The organism is Cytobacillus solani, from assembly GCF_001420595.1.
Taxonomy (GTDB): Bacteria; Bacillota; Bacilli; order Bacillales; family Cytobacillaceae; genus Cytobacillus; species Cytobacillus solani.
On record NZ_LJIX01000006.1, the window covers coordinates 2239561 to 2257416 of the forward strand.

The 17856-nt window shown below is 37.2% G+C and carries 18 protein-coding genes; 6 read left to right on the top strand and 12 right to left on the bottom strand.

The window, feature by feature from the left end:
• The first annotated feature begins 64 nt into the window (after positions 1-64).
• The 3 genes from AN957_RS13055 (at position 65) to AN957_RS13065 (ending at position 2428) form a co-directional block, all read left to right on the top strand.
• Positions 65-439: a hypothetical protein gene (locus AN957_RS13055; RefSeq protein WP_056684510.1), complete on the top strand. Its 375-nt coding sequence runs from the start codon at positions 65-67 to the stop codon at positions 437-439.
• A gap of 368 nt (positions 440-807) precedes the next feature.
• Positions 808-1428 (top strand): DUF2238 domain-containing protein, encoded by a 621-nt coding sequence (locus tag AN957_RS13060; protein WP_056684513.1) that lies wholly within the window; start codon positions 808-810, stop codon positions 1426-1428.
• A gap of 355 nt (positions 1429-1783) precedes the next feature.
• Positions 1784-2428, top strand: a complete 645-nt coding sequence (locus tag AN957_RS13065) for a hypothetical protein (protein ID WP_053475932.1) — start codon at positions 1784-1786, stop codon at positions 2426-2428.
• A gap of 160 nt (positions 2429-2588) precedes the next feature.
• Here the strand turns inward: AN957_RS13065 and AN957_RS13070 are convergent, their stop codons facing one another.
• Entirely contained in the window at positions 2589-3185 is a 597-nt protein-coding gene (locus tag AN957_RS13070) for a DJ-1/PfpI family protein (protein WP_053475933.1), read from the bottom strand.
• Between the two features lie 135 nt (positions 3186-3320).
• On the opposite strand from AN957_RS13070, the gene AN957_RS13075 reads away from it, so the two are divergent.
• Positions 3321-3737, top strand: coding sequence for an Lrp/AsnC family transcriptional regulator (locus AN957_RS13075; RefSeq protein ID WP_056684516.1), 417 nt, complete (start codon positions 3321-3323; stop codon positions 3735-3737).
• A 236-nt stretch (positions 3738-3973) separates the two neighbouring features.
• Here the strand turns inward: AN957_RS13075 and AN957_RS28300 are convergent, their stop codons facing one another.
• The 4 genes from AN957_RS28300 to plsY all read right to left on the bottom strand — a co-directional run bounded on the left by AN957_RS28300 (position 3974) and on the right by plsY (position 7994).
• The gene (locus AN957_RS28300) at positions 3974-4285 is read right to left on the bottom strand and encodes a hypothetical protein (protein WP_056684518.1); all 312 of its coding nucleotides are present in this window, start codon (positions 4283-4285) and stop codon (positions 3974-3976) included.
• A 736-nt stretch (positions 4286-5021) separates the two neighbouring features.
• Positions 5022-6197, bottom strand: a complete 1176-nt coding sequence (locus AN957_RS13090) for a CapA family protein (RefSeq protein ID WP_056684520.1) — start codon at positions 6195-6197, stop codon at positions 5022-5024.
• Positions 6198-6315: 118 nt separating this feature from the next.
• Positions 6316-7083 (bottom strand): ATP-binding protein, encoded by a 768-nt coding sequence (locus AN957_RS13095; RefSeq protein WP_053475938.1) that lies wholly within the window; start codon positions 7081-7083, stop codon positions 6316-6318.
• 323 nt (positions 7084-7406) lie between these two features.
• Positions 7407-7994, bottom strand: coding sequence for a glycerol-3-phosphate 1-O-acyltransferase PlsY (gene plsY / locus AN957_RS13100; protein ID WP_053475939.1), 588 nt, complete (start codon positions 7992-7994; stop codon positions 7407-7409).
• A 231-nt stretch (positions 7995-8225) separates the two neighbouring features.
• Here plsY and AN957_RS13105 point away from each other — a divergent pair, with 231 nt between their 5' ends.
• Entirely contained in the window at positions 8226-9953 is a 1728-nt protein-coding gene (locus AN957_RS13105; RefSeq protein ID WP_056684523.1) for a glycosyl hydrolase family 18 protein, read from the top strand.
• A 52-nt stretch (positions 9954-10005) separates the two neighbouring features.
• Here the strand turns inward: AN957_RS13105 and ade are convergent, their stop codons facing one another.
• From ade to AN957_RS13140, 7 genes are read right to left on the bottom strand one after another with little or no spacing between them, the layout of a single operon-like run.
• Positions 10006-11766, bottom strand: a complete 1761-nt coding sequence (ade, locus tag AN957_RS13110; RefSeq protein WP_053475941.1) for an adenine deaminase — start codon at positions 11764-11766, stop codon at positions 10006-10008.
• Positions 11763-12092, bottom strand: a complete 330-nt coding sequence (locus AN957_RS13115; RefSeq protein WP_053475942.1) for an XdhC family protein — start codon at positions 12090-12092, stop codon at positions 11763-11765. Before AN957_RS13115 ends, ade begins: the two co-directional genes overlap by 4 nt.
• Positions 12074-12901 (bottom strand): XdhC family protein, encoded by an 828-nt coding sequence (locus tag AN957_RS13120; RefSeq protein WP_056684526.1) that lies wholly within the window; start codon positions 12899-12901, stop codon positions 12074-12076. Before AN957_RS13120 ends, AN957_RS13115 begins: the two co-directional genes overlap by 19 nt.
• Positions 12894-15203 carry a xanthine dehydrogenase family protein molybdopterin-binding subunit gene (locus tag AN957_RS13125; RefSeq protein ID WP_053475944.1) on the bottom strand — a complete coding sequence of 770 codons (2310 nt, stop codon included), beginning with the start codon at positions 15201-15203 and terminating at the stop codon, positions 12894-12896. Before AN957_RS13125 ends, AN957_RS13120 begins: the two co-directional genes overlap by 8 nt.
• On the bottom strand, positions 15200-16075 hold the full coding sequence (locus AN957_RS13130) for an FAD binding domain-containing protein (protein ID WP_053475945.1): 876 nt from the start codon (positions 16073-16075) through the stop codon (positions 15200-15202). Before AN957_RS13130 ends, AN957_RS13125 begins: the two co-directional genes overlap by 4 nt.
• Complete coding sequence (locus tag AN957_RS13135; protein WP_053475946.1) at positions 16029-16673, bottom strand: nucleotidyltransferase family protein; 645 nt, start codon at positions 16671-16673, stop codon at positions 16029-16031. The genes AN957_RS13130 and AN957_RS13135 overlap by 47 nt, the downstream gene beginning before the upstream one ends.
• The gene (locus AN957_RS13140) at positions 16670-17164 is read right to left on the bottom strand and encodes a (2Fe-2S)-binding protein (RefSeq protein WP_053475947.1); all 495 of its coding nucleotides are present in this window, start codon (positions 17162-17164) and stop codon (positions 16670-16672) included. The genes AN957_RS13135 and AN957_RS13140 overlap by 4 nt, the downstream gene beginning before the upstream one ends.
• Positions 17165-17421: 257 nt before the next feature.
• Here AN957_RS13140 and AN957_RS13145 point away from each other — a divergent pair, with 257 nt between their 5' ends.
• Positions 17422-17778, top strand: coding sequence for a Na-translocating system protein MpsC family protein (locus AN957_RS13145; protein WP_053475948.1), 357 nt, complete (start codon positions 17422-17424; stop codon positions 17776-17778).
• The last annotated feature ends 78 nt before the right edge of the window (positions 17779-17856 follow it).

Consider the following 17856-nt stretch of genomic DNA (forward strand, 5'->3'; position numbering starts at 1 on the left):
CTGCACTACCGAGTAGATTCCTTCTGTGCTATTTTCGATCAATCTATTACTGGAGACGAATGGCATGAAATATATTTATCAAAAAAATGCAAAGCTTGTTGGTCATATTGAAGAAAAAGTCCTTTGTCTATTAAATAGTAAGGATGACTGGATTCATGACCAATATCGTGAAAGCTTCATTATCCATGGTACTATTTATTCATCCAATATGCCTTTTCACCCACAGTCTATTTCGATTACAGGCTATTTCCAAGATGAAGAGACAGGAAAATGGATTAAAGTTAAAAATGGGGTTGCAATTCTCAACTCTGAAGACCCTTCTATTAGTTGGAAGATGAGTTTTGAAGAACTTGTCTCGATCCATTTTAAAACAGGTAAATATATAAAGCTAAAGCATCCTATTAACCCTAATTTAAAGCGAAAACAGAACTTTAATTAAACTTTTCACCCCACCTACTCTGAGCTAAAATATCAGTCTTATATCTATATACATTCAAAAACCAGACTCCCATACGCTAAAGGAATCTGGTTTTCATATGTAAAGAGATATATTGTTTCTTCATTCATTTTCCACAAGTTACTATCGAGTACCAAATGAATGTCCCGTTATGAAACTCCGGCTATTTTTATCATAAATTTTGTAAAATCTCTGTTCGTCGATATTTCTTTAGTTCTTAGTTTAATAAAATCAACACTGGACAATATATAAAAAACACATTTAAAAACATTCTTCTGTCTTTTGAATCCGGTTAGGAAGCTTTTTTTCCTTTACTGCTTGCAAAAATATGATATACAGGAGTGGGAAAAGTGGTCAGAGATAAAGGTACAATCATTCATATTTTATTGCTGCTGCTTGTTGTTTCAGTTTTTATATGGTCAGTTATTCGGCCAGCCGGATACTTAATATGGACAATGGAAGTGCTTCCTGCCGTTGTAGTACTTGTTATTGTAATTGTTACCTATAATAAGTTTCGTCTTACCACGCTATCTTATGTCATTATTGCCATACTATCAATTACTATGTTCATTGGCGGACATTATACGTACTCAAAGGTTCCTCTTTTCAATTGGATAAAAGATTATTTTGATCTAAATCGCAATCACTATGACAGGTTCGGGCATTTCTTGAAGGGGTTATTTGCAATTGTGATAAGAGAAATTTTAATAAGGAAAACACCGCTAGTAAGAGGTCCATGGTTATTAGCAGTTACATTAAGTTTTTCACTTTCCATTGGAGCTTTATATGAAATTACTGAATGGCTTGCTTCAAAAATAACAAAAGGCAAAAAAGCATCTACAGAATTTTTAGGGACACAGGGTGATGTTTGGGATTCACAGTGGGATATGTCATTAACATTGGTGGGTTCTATATTAGCAATAATCATCTTTTCAAAGTTACATAACAAGCTGTTAGAAAAAAAACGGTAATGGCTGGCATTATTCACGAGTCCATCCAGCCAACCATCCTCTTTTTAACTCGTTTTATCATCTAGTAGACACTTTTTATCTCATCTACTTCAACTATTGATCAGCAATTAGCCCATCTTTACGCATTTCTGCAACAGCCTTCGCTCCATTTTCTGCATCTAGACAACCCATCAGCACATGGTCTTCTCTATTTTACTTCGTTTCATAACTTGAATTTAATCTGTAACAACCAATTCTTCTCTGTAGCTGATCATGTACGGAAAATTCAATACCCCTGTACAAAGATGGATGAAATTAAAGAATCTAACCAAAATAATAATGACAATTTTACAATTCTTTAAAAGGAGCAGATAGAATGAAAAAACAGTTTCTGAAGTTAGTGTTATTATTTATGTCTTTTGCTATGATATTTTCTCCATTATCAGCAGAGGCGCAGGGAAATGTACCCCAAGAAAAGCGTATTAGCCAAGCAGCATGTCAGCTGAAGGGGGACTTAAGAAAACTTTGGACAGACCATGTCATGTGGACGAGGCTTTATATTGTAAGCGCGTTGGAAGGTCTGGATGATCAAGAAAATGTACTAGGGAGATTATTAGAAAATCAAGAGGACTTAGGGGATTTTTTTAAGACGTATTATGGAGAAGCTGCGGGCAACAAACTGACTAAGCTGTTAAAGGACCATATCCTCATCGCAGGAAAAGTGGTTGATGCTGCAAAAAGCGGTAACAAAGCTAATTTGGAAAAATTCAATAAAGAGTGGTATAAAAATGCTGATGATATAGCCGATTTCCTTAGCAAAGCCAATCCAAATTGGCCAAAAGCAGAATTAAAGAAGCTGTTGGAAATACATTTAGAATTAATTACAGAGGATGTTGCTGCAAGACTCGTAAAAGATTGGGAAGCAAGTGTCGATGCTTTAGACAAAGGGATCGATCATATTATCATGCTTGCTGACACACTATCAAATGAAATCGTGAAACAATTCCCTAAAAAATTTTAAAACAGTACGAGCAGCGAGTATAACTTTTGACAAACATAAATCAAGTGTCTTCCAAGCATAAGGTCGTCACTTAGGGAAAGAATCCATTTTGAAAAAAGCTTAATCAAAATGGATTCTTTTTTAGCATATTTAAAAAAATCGATAAGAGATATTTTACCCATTACTTATTAATTGAATGAAACCCCATTAAATCTTTTATTTTCTCTGTATTTTCCTTTGACGTTAACATTTCGAGCAGCATAAATGCAACTTCAAAAGCTGTACCAGGATTAGATGAGGTAATAATATTTTCGTCACAGACAATTCGTTGATTCACAACCTGCACTCCGTATTGTTTTAATTGTTCTAACCGCTTGCTAGTTGGATGATTATAAGTGGTCGCTTTTCGATTTTGTAAAACACCGCTATGCGCAACCATTAAAGAGGCTACACAAATCGAGGCAATCGGCTTTTTATGAGAATCGAAATACTGAATTACTTCCTGAAAAGACTCACTAAATGCGTCTTCGTAAAATCCAGCTTCTTCAAATCCGCCAGGAATCGCTAGTGCATCAAATTCATCTAAAACGATATCATCTAATTGCTTTTCAGGTGATACTTGAAAATTCCATGTACATTGCAGTTGAGGATGTAGCCCTACAGTAGTTACTTCCGTAGAACCGTCGCCTTCCCACTTGTTCCAGCCTAGTACATCTGTGAAGACACTCGCTTCTACAGCTTCAAATCCATTTGCTAATAGTAATAATATTTTTTTCAATTTGAACTCCTCCTTTACACTAAATTTTAAATAAGCAAGTCTTTCAAATACAGAATGCAAAAAAGGGAATTTCATATATATACTTTTATTTTCCTTGAAAAATCGTTTATATTATTAATAAAAAAAGGTGATACAATGGATCACGTTGATTATGAAATATTAAAACTGCTTCAGAAAAAAGCGAAGATGTCGATGAAGGAAATTGCTTCTCATGTTCACTTATCGGCACCTGCTGCAGCAGAACGAGTGAAAAAATTGGAGGAAAGGCAAGTCATTGAAGGATATCAAGCTAAAATAAATTTGAATAAGCTTGATCGCTCAATCGTTGCACTGATTCTATTTAAATCGACGGATTGTAAGAATCTTGCTCAATTTTGTCACACACATCCAGATGTGATCGAGTGTTATCGGGTAGCTGGAGAAATTAGTTATATCGCTAAGGTAGCGACGAAATCAGTCGAAACATTAGAACAATTTATTGATCAGGCGATGCCCTTTGGCACTCCATCAACGAATATAGTGTTATCTGCTCATGAAAATAATATATTATAACGAAATGATACAGAGGATTAAAATCAAGAAATGATTCCTGTTCAATACAGAAATTTTTTTCTTGAAGCAGCATAATTATATATATAAATATTCAACTATTTAAATTTAACCCTATCCATTTTAATTATCCTGCGGTGCCTTACTAATTGATTGGTTCAAGTGGGAGTCCTAACTCCTTTGCAGCAGCTTTCATAAACTCCCTGCAAAAGTAATAACATTGCCAATTTATATTTTTTTTATCTTCTAACTACCTCCAACAGATTAATATCATATAGCATCTTGATATTTTCTTTTGATACATAAACAATGATAAGGGCTTTTTTACCCCATATTAATTGTTCGTACACCGTTATATTATTTTGTATCGCTTCTTTTTGAGTTGAAGCCAAGGAGGATTTTATTATAATATTTTTTCCATATCCCTTGCTTGACTGTTCAACAAAACTGAATACAGAGTGATCTTCTAGGAAATTTCTTTGATTATGAGCTTTAATAAATTTTTTAATAACATTCTTATCTAAATTATCGTTTTTATGCTGAATTTTCATGTTATTGTTTGGAATTTAGCCGAATTACAAAAAAGCATTGCTAGTGAATTATTTGGACCTGCAGCAAGGACATTACGTTCAATAGCGGAATTCTATTCAAAAGAAATTTTAAGTTTAAATAATATTAAGCGGGGTTTTAGTGATCAAGATGTGCGCCTAAAATATTAGCTTTCGGAAGGTTTACTTACAAACCAATCTTATGACCTATTAAAATCAATTCGATTATTGGGTAATGATACAACTCATAAAGTGAATGCAAGTATGAATATAGATAAAGAATTAGTGGTAAAAATGTCATTAGCACTACAAAAGGAAATACATGGATGGATTGAAACTATTGGTACTTAATAAGATTATTAAAATAAAAAGCAAATGTGCAGGGGGTTAAATTAGGGCATCATTGTGCGTTTTATATTTAGAGTATTTGACACCAACCAGCCTGAAACATGCTTATACAAGTAGGGAGTGAACAGTTTCGCGGACGGGATCAAGTCCCACGGGCGCTACGTTCTACTCCGATTACCGCTATTATAAAACCAAATAAAAAAAGTTCAGCCAGTAAAAACTGGTTAAACTTATATTACGATCGGGCGCTATTCTGAAATAAGGATTGCCCCCTAAACCCTATAAGAAACTTTTCTATCTAACTTAATTATAATCTATAGGTAAGAGGTACTATTTTGGATTTTCGAAAGTTGTGTAACATTTTTAAAGTGAAACTCAATTTATTAGGGTCTTACTGTCCATTAAATTTTGATAAATTTCCTAACATATGCTGTTGGATTTCTTTATATTTTGTTTTGGCATTCTTCATACCAAATTTATCTGCATTCATAAGAGGCACTACACGATAGTTTCGAATACGTTCAATATTTAAAACATATGTAGGGTAAAAATGCGGGTTCTTTAAAGTAATATTTACTCCAGCAGTATCTACGGTCTTTGTCACCTCAATCGTCGCCATTCCACCGATATCTTTATAATTATTATTTTGTCCTGAAATGAAATTTCCTAAGGAGTAGACGACGAGAGTCTGATGTCCATCAGCACCTGTTCTCCATTCCATTGGCTGCAGGACATGAGGGTGATGTCCGAAAACTATATCGATACCTTCATCAGCGAGAAATTGTGCCAATTCTTTCTGTTCTACATTTGGAAAACGTTGATACTCATTTCCCCAATGAATGCTCATTACTATGATGTCTGCTTCCTTTTTAGCCCGAGTAATTTCCTCTTTCATTGCTTTTCGATCAATTAAATTTACGAGAAACTCTTTCCCATTAGGGACGGGAATGCCGTTTGTCCCGTAAGTATAAGATAAATATGCGACTTGGATCCCTTTTGAGTTTAATATTTTCAGTTGTTGTTTTTCACTTGCATTTCTATTTGTACCTACATGCGGCAAGCTGATTGTATCCAAATAATGCAGAGAAGTAACTAGACCCTTTTCTCCTTTATCCAAAGAATGATTATTGGCTGTTGAGACGATATCCACACCAGCATCTTTTAAGGCATCTCCAATCTCTTGAGGGCTATTAAATAATGGATAGCTTGATATTCCAATTTCATTTCCTCCTAGTATGGTTTCCTGGTTGGCAAGCAGAAGATCTGGCTGCTGGAGGGTTTGTTTAATATGCTGAAACATGGGGGTGAAATCGTAACCAGCAGATGTTTTTGCATCATTATATACCCAATCATGTATAAGAATATCGCCGATCGCACCGAGAGTAATTGTTTCGCTGTAAGTTTTTGCTTCAACAAATGTTATTCTTGGCTCATGTGATTGAATAGGCAGGAAGACAAACTCACTTTCCTTTGATTCTTTGTACATATTTAGAATGAGAAGGGAAGATAGTGTAATTAATGCTATACAGAATAAGATAGAAAATAAGAATGATAGCTTCCTTTTCATCGCGTACTCCTTAGTTTATTGTTTACGTTAAATATAATATAAAAATAGGAATTATTCTTTAATAATATGAAGATAAAAAATAAGCGGCCGCCATAAGGTGCCGCTTAATTCATTAAAACTATAATTTTTTGTGGATCGGTAATACAATTTTAAATGTTGATCCTTTTCCGAGTTTGCTAGTTATAAATATTTGACCTGAATGTTCTTCAATAATTTTCTTGCATATCGGGAGCCCAATACCCGTTCCAGTAGTCTTTGTCGTATAAAAAGGGGTAAATAGATGGTTTAATGTTTCATTTGTCATTCCACAGCCATTGTCAGAAATACAAATGGAAACAGTTGATAAATCCTCTATTTCTATGAAGATTTCTATTTTCCCAGGAATCTTTTCATTTTTTTCTTTAATGGCATCAATGGCATTTTTTAAGAGATTCACGAGTACTTGTTTCAATTGCATTCCATTTGCAAATATGGCTGGTATATGATCTGGGAGTTGTATGTTCAGTATAATGTCATGAAACATTGCTTCACTTTCATATAATAAGCCTGTCTCATGAATAATTTTGCGTAAAGAAAGCTCCTCTTTTTTATTTATTTGCGGTTTCGATGCATTTAAATATTCAAATATGAGATTATTTGCTCTGTTTAATTCATCAAGAGCGATATCAATATACTGTTCCTTGCCGCTATCAATTAAATACGGTCTTAACAGCTGAAGGAAGCCTTTAACTGATGTTAATGGATTCCTAATTTCATGAGCAATTCCAGCAGCAAGTGTGTTAATATTCTCTAAATATTGCGGATAAATGAAGGTTTCAAGTAATTCAGTCGAATCTAGCTTAACTCTGTTATCTTTTTCAAGGAATGGCTTGTTTGAATCTTTCATAATTAATCATCCTTACTATGATTATTTCTTAAAACACACGGCGGCTAACTAACAAGAATTTTTTTCTTAATCTAAACTATGACGAAAAAAATCTAATTATGTTCAGATATGTAATATTTTCTACGTAAGGAATGAAAAAAAGTAAAAATATGACTTTCTGACTATATTATACTAAATATTATAAAGTTATCAATAACGAACGATAATTACTTTTAATTAGAACAACAAAAAATCACAAAATTGTAAAAAACAAATGAGGAGACAAAGGCAAAAGAAAAACAGCAGAATACTCTGCTGCTTAGAAAATAAAAAATGTAGTGGATCTATATCCATTTTACTTTTGGCTCAGTTTTGTTGATTATTCGTTTAATATTTGCCCGATGCCGATAAATAACAAAGGTGGACATGATCGAGACCACTATAATAAGAGCGAGATCCCAAACAATTAATGAGTATATGACAGCAACAATTGCTGCTAGCATAGATGATAAAGAAACGTATTTTGTAATATATAAACAAACAAAAAATACAATTAACATAATAATAAACATAGGAAATGCGTATCCCAGCAGAACTCCACCTGATGTGGCTACCGCTTTTCCTCCTTTAAAGCCAGCAAAGATCGGGTACATATGCCCGATGACGGCAAAAATACCTGGAATTAGCTTATGCATATCCTCTGAACCAAAAATAAATGGCAGTAATACGGCAATGGTTCCTTTTAAGATATCTGCAATTGTAACAACTAATCCAGCTTTCTTGCCGAGTACTCGAAAAGAGTTTGTCCCGCCCAAATTTCCGCTGCCATGCTCACGAATGTCCACTCCATGAAAAACCTTTCCGATAATTAAACCAGAGGGGATAGAGCCGAGTAAATAAGCTAATACAATGATTATTCCGTTTGTTACCATGTAAACTCTCCTTCAATCTTTAAGTACGGTGCCTATATTGTACCATGAGGAAAATAAAAAATACTATGTACAATCGTAATGAAATACCCCAGAATGATATTATTATCTGCAAAATGAAAACTTTGAAACTTTCCTATTACCGTTTTCGTTATCATTAAAGGATGTTTTTGCTCTTATGCCTTTCATATTCCGGCATTTTTCGATACGATAGTTTTGAGGGGGAAGTTTACAATGGCTCGTGTAGAATTTCATAAACAAAAAACGCATTCAATAGGCTGGATTATTGCTGGACTATTAATTGCCTTTTTATTAATTATTTCAAGTATTATTTTATTATTTTATCCCTTTGCATCCTCTGAAAAGGAAGCATATTTTCAAGGGGATAATCCCATTTTATTCGAAGGAAAACAGGCAGGAAATGCAATCATTGAAAACGATAGTGTCTATATGCCATATACTTTCCTAAAAGAATATATTGATGACTCGATTACATTTGATGAAAAGTCTAATTCTATTATTTTGACAACGAAAAACAAGGTTATACAAATGCCTTCTGAATCACTGACCTATTATGTGAATGAAAAACCCGTTCAATTACACTTTTCCGTTTTTAAAGTGAATAACGGTGAAAAGTATATTGCTCTTGAACCGATATTGGCTTATTATCCAATCGAATACTCAATCATGCCGGAAACGAATGCCATCTGGCTGAAAAAAGATGGCGAGAAAATAGTTCACGGACATGTGACAGACAAGAAGATTAACGAGGAAAAGCTTCGATTGCGAACGGATTCTAATTTACAATCTCCTTATACTGTTCAAGCAGGGAAGGATGACAAGCTATTTATTGAAGGGGAAAAGGAAGATTACTATTTTGTTAGAAAAGAAAATGGAATCGCTGGATATTTAAAAAAGGATTTTGTTATGAAAGAGGATCTCATTGAAAAAGTTTCGATCACACATGAAAAAGAAGAAATCGTTGTTCCGAAAATAGATGGACCAATCCATCTCACATGGGAAGCAGTCTATACAAAAAATCCGGATCCGGCAAAGATGCCCAAAATGCCAGGTGTCAACGTGATTTCACCAACATGGTTTGAATTAGGAGATAGCAGTGGGGCGATAAAAAATCTAGGTTCACTTGATTTTTCTACTTGGGCTGGGAAGCAAGGCTATCAAGTATGGGGCTTATTTTCTAACGCGTTTGATCCGAAGCTAACCCATGAAGCCTTTAAAGACTTTGAAACAAGACAGAAGATGATTAGACAGCTCCTGCATTTCAGTCAAATTTATCAATTAAACGGAATTAATCTCGATATAGAAAATGTAAATCCAGATGATGGCCCGCTTATTACACAATTTGTTCGTGAAGCTGTTCCGTATTTTCATGAAGCAGGTCTTGTCGTCTCAATGGATGTTACGTTTATTGCAAGTGGAAATTGGTCTGCCTTTTATGAAAGAGATAAGCTTGCTAGTCTCGTAGACTATATGATTGTTATGGCATATGACGAGCATTGGGGATCATCTCCAGTAGCTGGAAGTGTTGCTAGCCTTCCATGGGTTGAGGCTAATTTGCAGAAGCTATTGGATATTGTTCCGAACGACCACTTAATATTGGGTGTACCATTATATGCAAGACTTTGGGCAGAAAAAGATACTGGAGAGGTTTCATCTAAGGCGCTTTCAATGAGCAAAGTACAGGAGTGGCTTACAGAAAATGGATTAACACCTGCGTATGATGAAGCAAGTGGGCAGAACTATGCCGAGCTTTATTTAGAAGCAGAACAAACAACGTACAAAATTTGGCTGGAAGATGAATTGTCATTAAGCAAACGTGCGGATTTGGCAATGAAATATGATCTGGCGGGTGTGGCCAGCTGGTCAAGATTTTTTGCGGATGAATCCGCTTGGACCGCACTTTCTTTAAAAGAAGAAGAAGGACAAGTGACGAAGAAGTAAGTTGATCAGGCTAGGGGGATAAACCCCTAGCTTTTTTAGATCATAGTTTTAGTTAGTTCATCATCTTTTGTATTTCGATCTCAATATGCCTAAATGTTTTAACATCAAATAAGCCAAGATCCGTGATCTTAAGTTCGGGTATCACTGGCAGGGCTAAAAAGGAGAGAGTGATAAACGGATTAAATTCAAAAGTACAGCCGATTTTTATTAAGGCTTGAGTGATTTCCTTTAATCGTTCATAAATTTCGATTGACTGCATATCAGACATAAGACCTGCGATTGATAGCGGAAGGGAGGCGAGAAGTTTTCCGTTCTGAACAACAGCTAAGCCGCCTTTCATTTCTGAGGTATGGGCAATTGCTTCTAAAAGATCCTCATCAGACGAACCAGCCGCGACAATGTTATGTGAATCATGAGCAACGGTTGCAGAAATAGCTCCATTTTTAATGCCAAGTCCTTTAATAATTCCTAAACCGATATTGCCAGTCATTTTGTGCCGCTCGAGTACAGCTATTTTTAACAAGTCTTTCTCCAAATTATATTGGAATAGACCTTTATGAGAATCGACTTCCTCAATAAGATGCTTCGTTATTATCATGTTTGGCAGGATTTCAATAATATTCGCAAGGCTTCCATTGCCTATTTTAATCTGCAGTTGTTCCCTTGAAAGTGGTTTTATTTTCACACTATTAACGATTGAAGGATCGGGTTCAATTTTTAAAACCGGAGAATTTGTTACTTTTCCGTTTTTGGCAACGAGTTTACCAGATTTATAAACTTGATCAATTTCGATTAAATGGAGATCGTTTACTATTAAAAAGTCAGCTTCATACCCAGGAGCAATCGCCCCTTTGCTTTTCAGGCCAAAGCATTCTGCCGCATTTAATGTGGCCATTTGAATGGCCAGAAGGGGATCTAGCCCTTGATTAATTGCAAGCTTAATATTGTAGTCGATACTTCCTTGATTAATTAGTTCATCTAAATGCTTGTCATCCGTTACGAATAAACAACGTCTTGCATTGTTTTCATTCACTGCTTTGAGGAGAGTGATTAAGTCTTTAGCAGCAGATCCTTCTCGGAGCATGACGTACATCCCTTTCCGGAGGCGTTCCAATGCCTCATCAGAAGTAACACATTCATGGTCTGTTCGAATGCCGGCAGCCATATAAACATTAATCCCATCTCCATTTAAACCAGCCGCGTGGCCATCAATATGTTTGTCTTTTGAATGGGCATCGATCAGCTTATGGAGCATGTTTTCAGCATTTTGCATAACAGATGGGTAATCCATTACTTCCCCAAGTCCGATCACTCGAGGATGGTTATAAAAAGGGGTTAGATCTGCATAGTCAAGCGTGGCTCCTGCGTTTTCGAATGGAGTAGCAGGAACACAGGATGGCAGCTTTATCAAAACTTCCAATGGGATACCTTCCGATGCATTCAGCATATATTCAATGCCGTTCGTTCCACTTACATTGGCAATTTCGTGAGGATCTGCAATGATTGTTGTTACTCCATGGGGAACGACAACATTAGAAAATTCAGCTGGGGTAACCATCGCTGATTCAATATGCACATGACCATCAATAAAACCAGGGACGATGTATTTTCCACTCGCATCAATCGTTTCGTATCCTTCAAACTGGCCAATCCCAGCAATAAAACCATCTACTACTGCGATATTATCTTCTAAAATTTCTCTCGTAAAAACATTGATGATCTTTGCGTTTTTGATAACTAAATCAGCAGGAACTCTTTTTGCCGCAACAGCAATCCTTCTTTTTAGCCGATCCATTGTGAGCTTCAATCTCATATCCCCCTTTCTAAAACTATTTCTATATATACTTCCATGATTCCGCCACAAATTCCTCCATCTTCGTAGAAAAGTCCTTTTGTGAGATCGACGATATGTTTAGCTGGATTACTTGATTGTATGACTTCGATCGCCTTTTCAATCACCTCCGCTTCTCCACAGCCACCACCGATTGTCCCTTCAATTCTTCCGGATGGAAAAATAATCATCTTGCTGCCAGTTTTTCGGGGAGTCGAGCCTTTTGTTCGGATAATCGTTGCTAGTGCTGCATTCTCACCAGCAGCTCTAATCTCCATAGTCCGTTTGATTAGGTGAAGTTGTTCCATAAAATTGCCCCCTCACGAAACCCCATTCTCGTAAATTTGTGAAACTTCGTGCTTAGTGAGACACCCGATGCTTGATTTTTCACCTTCAAAATTTCCGCCATAATACTTATAGCAATTTCTGCAGGCGTTTGTGCTCCAATATCTAGTCCTACTGGGGTAAAAAAATGATCGAAGCTTTCGTTAGGAAAGTCATTCTTTAATTGTTCAAAGACACCCGAAATTCGTCGTCTGCTGCCAATCATTCCGATATAGGCAGGCTTTTCTTTCCGGTTTAACAGTTCCTGCAAGCTTAAAACATCGTATTTATGTCCTCTTGTCAGAAGAAGAATATAGGTTTGCGCTGTTAACTCGGCCTTTTGGAAAAAATGAAGAAAGGATTGGCAGACAACTTCATCAACATGAGGAAATCGATCCCTGTTAGCAAATTCCTTTCGATCGTCTATGACGGTTACATAGAATCCAAGCGATTTCCCGATCATAGCAACAGGTTCACAAACATGTCCAGCACCTGCAACAATTAAATGGATTGGCACCGGAAAATGTTCAGCAAAACATTCAACCATTGAACCGTTCCAAGAAAAAGTAAATGTGCCCGAGCGTTTTTTCCTAATCAATTTTTCAGAATAATTTATGATCATTTGCTGTAAAGAAGGAGGGAAGGGGGAAGTTGAATAAATTTCCCCCATAGGGTTTAAAAGTACTTTTCGTCCTATTAGCTCGTGATTGTCACAATCAGTAATCGTAAGTAAAAAGACTTCTTTGCGCTGTTTTATTGATTCAGAAAGATTCAGGTATAAGCTGTCATTCATCATTTTTATCACCTTGAATGTTGGGCATTTTGTTTTTTACGTCTTTTAACGCATTGAAAATTCTTTCGGGAGTTGCTGGCAGATGATAAATTCTTGCTCCAGTTGCATCATAAATAGCAGACATAATCGCTGGAATGATTGGAATCATCACTACTTCACCAATTCCTTTTGCACCGAATGGTCCCGTTTGCTCCGCATCCTCAACAGGGAAGGTTTCAATCACGGGCGTTTCTCGGATGGTAGGAATGATATAATCAGTAAAATTTTTTGTCTTATGGAAGCCTTCCTCGATGATTACGTCCTCATAAAGTGTGTAGCCAATCCCCATGACTGCACCGCCTTCAGCCTGGCCTTCTAATCCTTGAGGATTTATCACTTTTCCAGCATCAGGGATAGAGACAACTCGAAGGACGTCTGTTTCACCCGTTAATGTATCAACCTCAACCATCACCACATGAGTTAAATAGCCATACAAGTGGTGGGGAGCTCCACCGGAACCTTTAATTTCTACTTTTTCTTTTGGGAGGAGGAAATGTCCTTCTACTTTAGCTGGCTTATGGTGGATATAAAGATATTCATAGATCGCTTTGTATGTGAGACTTTCCTCCTTGGCAGTTAAGCAGTCACGCTGAACGATTATATCAGATAAAGGAACTTGGAGAATTTCAGCAGCAGCACTTGTGAGAAGCTTGATCATTTTCGGTGCGGCCGCTGCAACGGCTCTTCCGCCTGTATAAGTGGAGCGGGAAGCGGTTACTGTCCCGCCATCAAGCGTTTTAGAAGTGTCACCTTGAACAACTTTTATTTTACTAATATCACAATTTAGTATTTCTGCAGCAATCTGTGCATAGGTGGTTCCGTTTCCACCGCCAATTTCTTCACAGCCAACAGCGACTAAAAATTTTCCATTTGGCAATAGTTCAATAGAAGCTGCTCCATAGTCTGGCAATCCGATTCCCATACCGATCCCATGGAAGGAGGTTGCTAAGGCAACGCCTCTTTTTTTCCAAGGCTCGCTAACCTCTTTTTTGAATTGACTGCGATTCTTCCAAAGGTCACAATTTTCCGCGATTTCAAGCGTTTTAAAGGTGCCGACACTTGTCTTCACAACATGCCCCATGCTTGAAATGTCTCCTTGATGATACACATTTTTCTTACGAATCTCGACTGGGTCTAATTCGAGCTGCTCAGCGATCATATCCAGATGGGTTTCAATTCCTATGCAGACTTGATTAACGCCAAAACCTCTGAATGCACCAGAGATGCCGTTATTTGTATATACGCAAAAACCTTCAAGATTTACATTTGGAATTTTGTATGGACCGCAGGAATGTTCGATGGCTAGGGCAATCACAGCACCGCCAAGGGAAGCGTAGGCACCTGTATCGGCAACCGCCCTTACTTCGTTGGCAAGCAAGGTTCCGTCCTTTTTGGCAGCAGTTCTCATTTGTACTTTGAAAGGATGCCTTTTGATGCCTGCAATAACGGATTCTTCACGGCTTAAGTGGATTTTCACTGGTCGTCCGTTCGTGTACATTGCAAGGAGTGCAAGGTAAATCTGGACAGTAATTTCATCCTTCCCGCCAAATGCACCACCAATTGGACTAGAAATTACTCTTATGAGCTCTGGATTATAGGCGAGTGCACGAGCGATTTGCATTCGATCTCTGTATGCATATTGGCCAGGGCAGCGGATTGTAATCAATCCTTCATCATCCATCACACCCCATCCGCCCTCCGTTTCGATGAAGGCATGCATTTGTCTAGGTGAATAGAATGTGTTTTCAATGATGATATCCGCTTCTTTAAAAGCTGCATCGGTGTCGCCATTTATTATTTTTACGTGGCTATGAATATTACCGTCAGGATGGAGCTTGGGTGCTGAAGAGGACATTGCTAGCTCTGCATCTGTAATGGCTTCGAGCAGTTCATAATCAACTTCGATTAATCTAAGTGCTTGTTCAGCAATTTCCTGTGTTTCGGCAGCCACTAATGCAACAGCATCACCTGTACACCTGACAATATCTGAAGCAAGGACAGGCTGATCGGGGATAACGATGCCAAAGCCATTAAATCCGGGAATGTCTTCGTGTGTAAGAACGCAAATGACTCCTGGAAGCTGCCGGGCCTTTTCAGTTTGTATTGAATGGATTCTAGCGTATGGGTATTTCGCACGAAGCACTTTGCCCCAAACCATATTTTCAAAATGATAATCTGTCATATATTTTAATTCACCGGTTACTTTTTCTGGTCCGTCAATACGCTTCACGCGCTTTCCTACCCAATTCAATGATGGTTTCATTTCCTTTCCCATCTCCTCATTAAGCGATAAAGACCTCTCTCTAGCAGTGCGCTTGCCATGTCGCGCCGGTATTCAGCCGTTGCTCTCCCATCGGTAATCGGCATAACTTCCTTCCAAGCGATCTTTGCGATATTTTCAATGATGTCATCTGTTAATGGATTCAAGGGTAGGAGTGCTTCACATTTTTTTGCGCGGATAATGGTTGGTGCGACGGAGCCAAAGGCGATTTTTCCTCCTAAGCACTCGCGATCCTTAGCCATGCTAAGCATGATTGCAACATTCACAATTGAAATTGATTGAGCCTTACGCGGACCTAATTTTTGGAATATCCCAATTTCGTTTTCAGTTTGTGGCTGGATGATAATATTTGTTATCATTTCATTTGGTTTAATTACTGTTCGCCCAGGACCAGTAAACAAAAGATTGATTGGTATGAGCCTTTTGTTATGCAGTGATTGAAGCTCGACAGCTGCATTCAGTACATAAAGAGCAGGAATGGTATCACCTGCAGGAGAAGCTGTTCCAATATTCCCGCCTATAGTACCCATATTTTGCATTTGTATTGCTCCAACTTCACGAGCAGCTTCAACAAGTATATTCGCTTTTTTTTGTAAAAGGGAGGAGTGGATAATATCTGTATGGGTTATTAAAGGACCGATATGTATCGTTCCATTTATTTCTTTAATATAGCGCAATTCTTTTAATCCCTTAATGTTAATCCAAGTAGAAGGCAGCCATTTTCCTTCTTTCATACGCACAACTGCGTCTGTGCCACCAGCGATTATGCGATGTTCAGTTTCTTTTTTTGATAGAATGAGCAAGCAATCATTTACTGTTTGTGGTGTGATAATATCCATTTCTGAAATTAGCATTTTGTCCCTCCTTTAAGTTGTTCAAATTCAGTGCTTTTTGATAATCGGATGGAGTGTTGATATTAATTTCTACGAGCGAATGATTAATAGGAATCTCATATACCTGGTGTTTTTTAAATAAGGAGCGAAGTCCCTTTGTTTCCTCCTGGATTGATAATAAGTCTGTCATAATTTTTGTAGAAAAAAGAATAGGATGTCCTCTTTTTCCGCCATAAACTGGGACCACAATGGATGAATTAGTCATTTGCAGCGTTTTAATAAGCTTTTTAATAATGAGAGAGTCTGTCGGCTGATCAACTGCAGCAATTAATACAGCTTCAGCTTCATTGTTAATATTCCGAAGTCCTGTCAAAATGGAGGAGCATTTTCCTTTCAAATAGTTGGTGTTTAAAACGGTTTGTACATCGTAATTTGCAGCTAACTTCAAAAAACGTTCAGACTTGTAGCCAGTTACAATGACGATTTGTGATAGATTAGAAGCTTCCAAAATTTCAAGCTGATGCTCGAATAATGTCGTTCCTTGCCAGGGAAGGATACCTTTCAGACAGCCCATACGAGTAGATTTGCCTGCAGCAAGAAGAATAGCAGCAACTTTCATACGGCCGGCATTGCTCCTTTTTCTTGGAGCTCCTTTTTTGCTGCCATTTGGATAGCATTAATAATTTTTGTGTAACCAGTACAGCGGCAGAGGTTTCCTCCAAGAGCGGTTTTAATTTCATCAATCGTTGGTACTTGATCAATATTTTTAAGGAACGCTTTTGATGCGACAATGATTCCAGGGGTACAGTAACCGCATTGAGTCGCTCCTTCTTCAACAAAGGATTCTTGGATGACATCCATATTGGCAGTTAAGCCTATCCCTTCACATGTTGTAATTTCTTCATTTTCTAACTGACCAACGAGTACTAGACATGAACAGACAACCTCACCATTTAGCAAGACAGAGCATGATCCACATTCGCCCTTCCCGCAGCACTCTTTACTTGCTGTCATATCCAAATCCTCACGCAATACATCCAATAATGTTTTCGCTGGATGGCATGACACAGAGTGGAGGGAACCATTTACAGTGAAATTTAGTTCTTTCATCCTTTTTCCTCCTTGACTAAAAATAATTAAACCATGAAAAACAGGGGGCAAATTGTAAGAAGACGTCGAACGGAAATAAGATATGGTAGACATCCTTTGACATCTTTCCCAAAAAGAATTAGATAGAATAGATTGTAAGATGCTAGAATGTTTCGTTCCTATTATTCAGATCTATTTCGACGTAATGCAAAATTCCCAATAACTATATTGGTATGAAAAGTGGATTAATTTAATATAGTGATGAACAGGAGGCAAATATGTCTACTATTTCAACACATTTCCAGCACACCTTTAAAAAGGATCTCGCTTTTTTGTACAATCGGGTAAATCAAGAAATTTATGGTGTGGGTGTGAAAAAACAGCGAATTGAAATATTTGATGACCGTGTAATTATTTTTGCCCAGCATAAACGAGTACAGGCACTGAAAATGCTTAGCAAAAATTTTCATCATCTGACCATTTCGGTTGATTCTGCATTGATTGCTGAATTTAAATCATTATTTAAAGGTCAGATTGAAAGCACTCTCCATTTGAAAGTAAAAACGATCTTAAAAGATTATGACCCCATTACGGAAGAAGCGTGTACTATTATTTATCTTGCTGAATATATGTAAGAGAAAGATTTACTTAGAGATCGATGTGCAGCGCGCATTTGTCTTTAATCTTATATTGAAAGCGGTTACGCTAGCTTT

Coding starts and splice junctions, on each gene's coding strand:
- AN957_RS13075 (WP_056684516.1), top strand. CDS start 3,321: ATGGATCACGTTGATTATGAAATATTAAAACTGCTTCAGAAAAAAGCG.
- AN957_RS13140 (WP_053475947.1), bottom strand. CDS start 17,164: ATGAAAGAACTAAATTTCACTGTAAATGGTTCCCTCCACTCTGTGTCA.
- AN957_RS13105 (WP_056684523.1), top strand. CDS start 8,226: ATGGCTCGTGTAGAATTTCATAAACAAAAAACGCATTCAATAGGCTGG.
- AN957_RS28300 (WP_056684518.1), bottom strand. CDS start 4,285: ATGAAAATTCAGCATAAAAACGATAATTTAGATAAGAATGTTATTAAA.
- plsY (WP_053475939.1), bottom strand. CDS start 7,994: ATGGTAACAAACGGAATAATCATTGTATTAGCTTATTTACTCGGCTCT.
- AN957_RS13115 (WP_053475942.1), bottom strand. CDS start 12,092: ATGGAACAACTTCACCTAATCAAACGGACTATGGAGATTAGAGCTGCT.
- AN957_RS13135 (WP_053475946.1), bottom strand. CDS start 16,673: ATGAAAGTTGCTGCTATTCTTCTTGCTGCAGGCAAATCTACTCGTATG.
- AN957_RS13055 (WP_056684510.1), top strand. CDS start 65: ATGAAATATATTTATCAAAAAAATGCAAAGCTTGTTGGTCATATTGAA.
- AN957_RS13095 (WP_053475938.1), bottom strand. CDS start 7,083: ATGAAAGATTCAAACAAGCCATTCCTTGAAAAAGATAACAGAGTTAAG.
- AN957_RS13130 (WP_053475945.1), bottom strand. CDS start 16,075: ATGCTAATTTCAGAAATGGATATTATCACACCACAAACAGTAAATGAT.
- ade (WP_053475941.1), bottom strand. CDS start 11,766: ATGAGATTGAAGCTCACAATGGATCGGCTAAAAAGAAGGATTGCTGTT.
- AN957_RS13125 (WP_053475944.1), bottom strand. CDS start 15,203: ATGAAACCATCATTGAATTGGGTAGGAAAGCGCGTGAAGCGTATTGAC.
- AN957_RS13065 (WP_053475932.1), top strand. CDS start 1,784: ATGAAAAAACAGTTTCTGAAGTTAGTGTTATTATTTATGTCTTTTGCT.
- AN957_RS13090 (WP_056684520.1), bottom strand. CDS start 6,197: ATGAAAAGGAAGCTATCATTCTTATTTTCTATCTTATTCTGTATAGCA.
- AN957_RS13145 (WP_053475948.1), top strand. CDS start 17,422: ATGTCTACTATTTCAACACATTTCCAGCACACCTTTAAAAAGGATCTC.
- AN957_RS13120 (WP_056684526.1), bottom strand. CDS start 12,901: ATGAATGACAGCTTATACCTGAATCTTTCTGAATCAATAAAACAGCGC.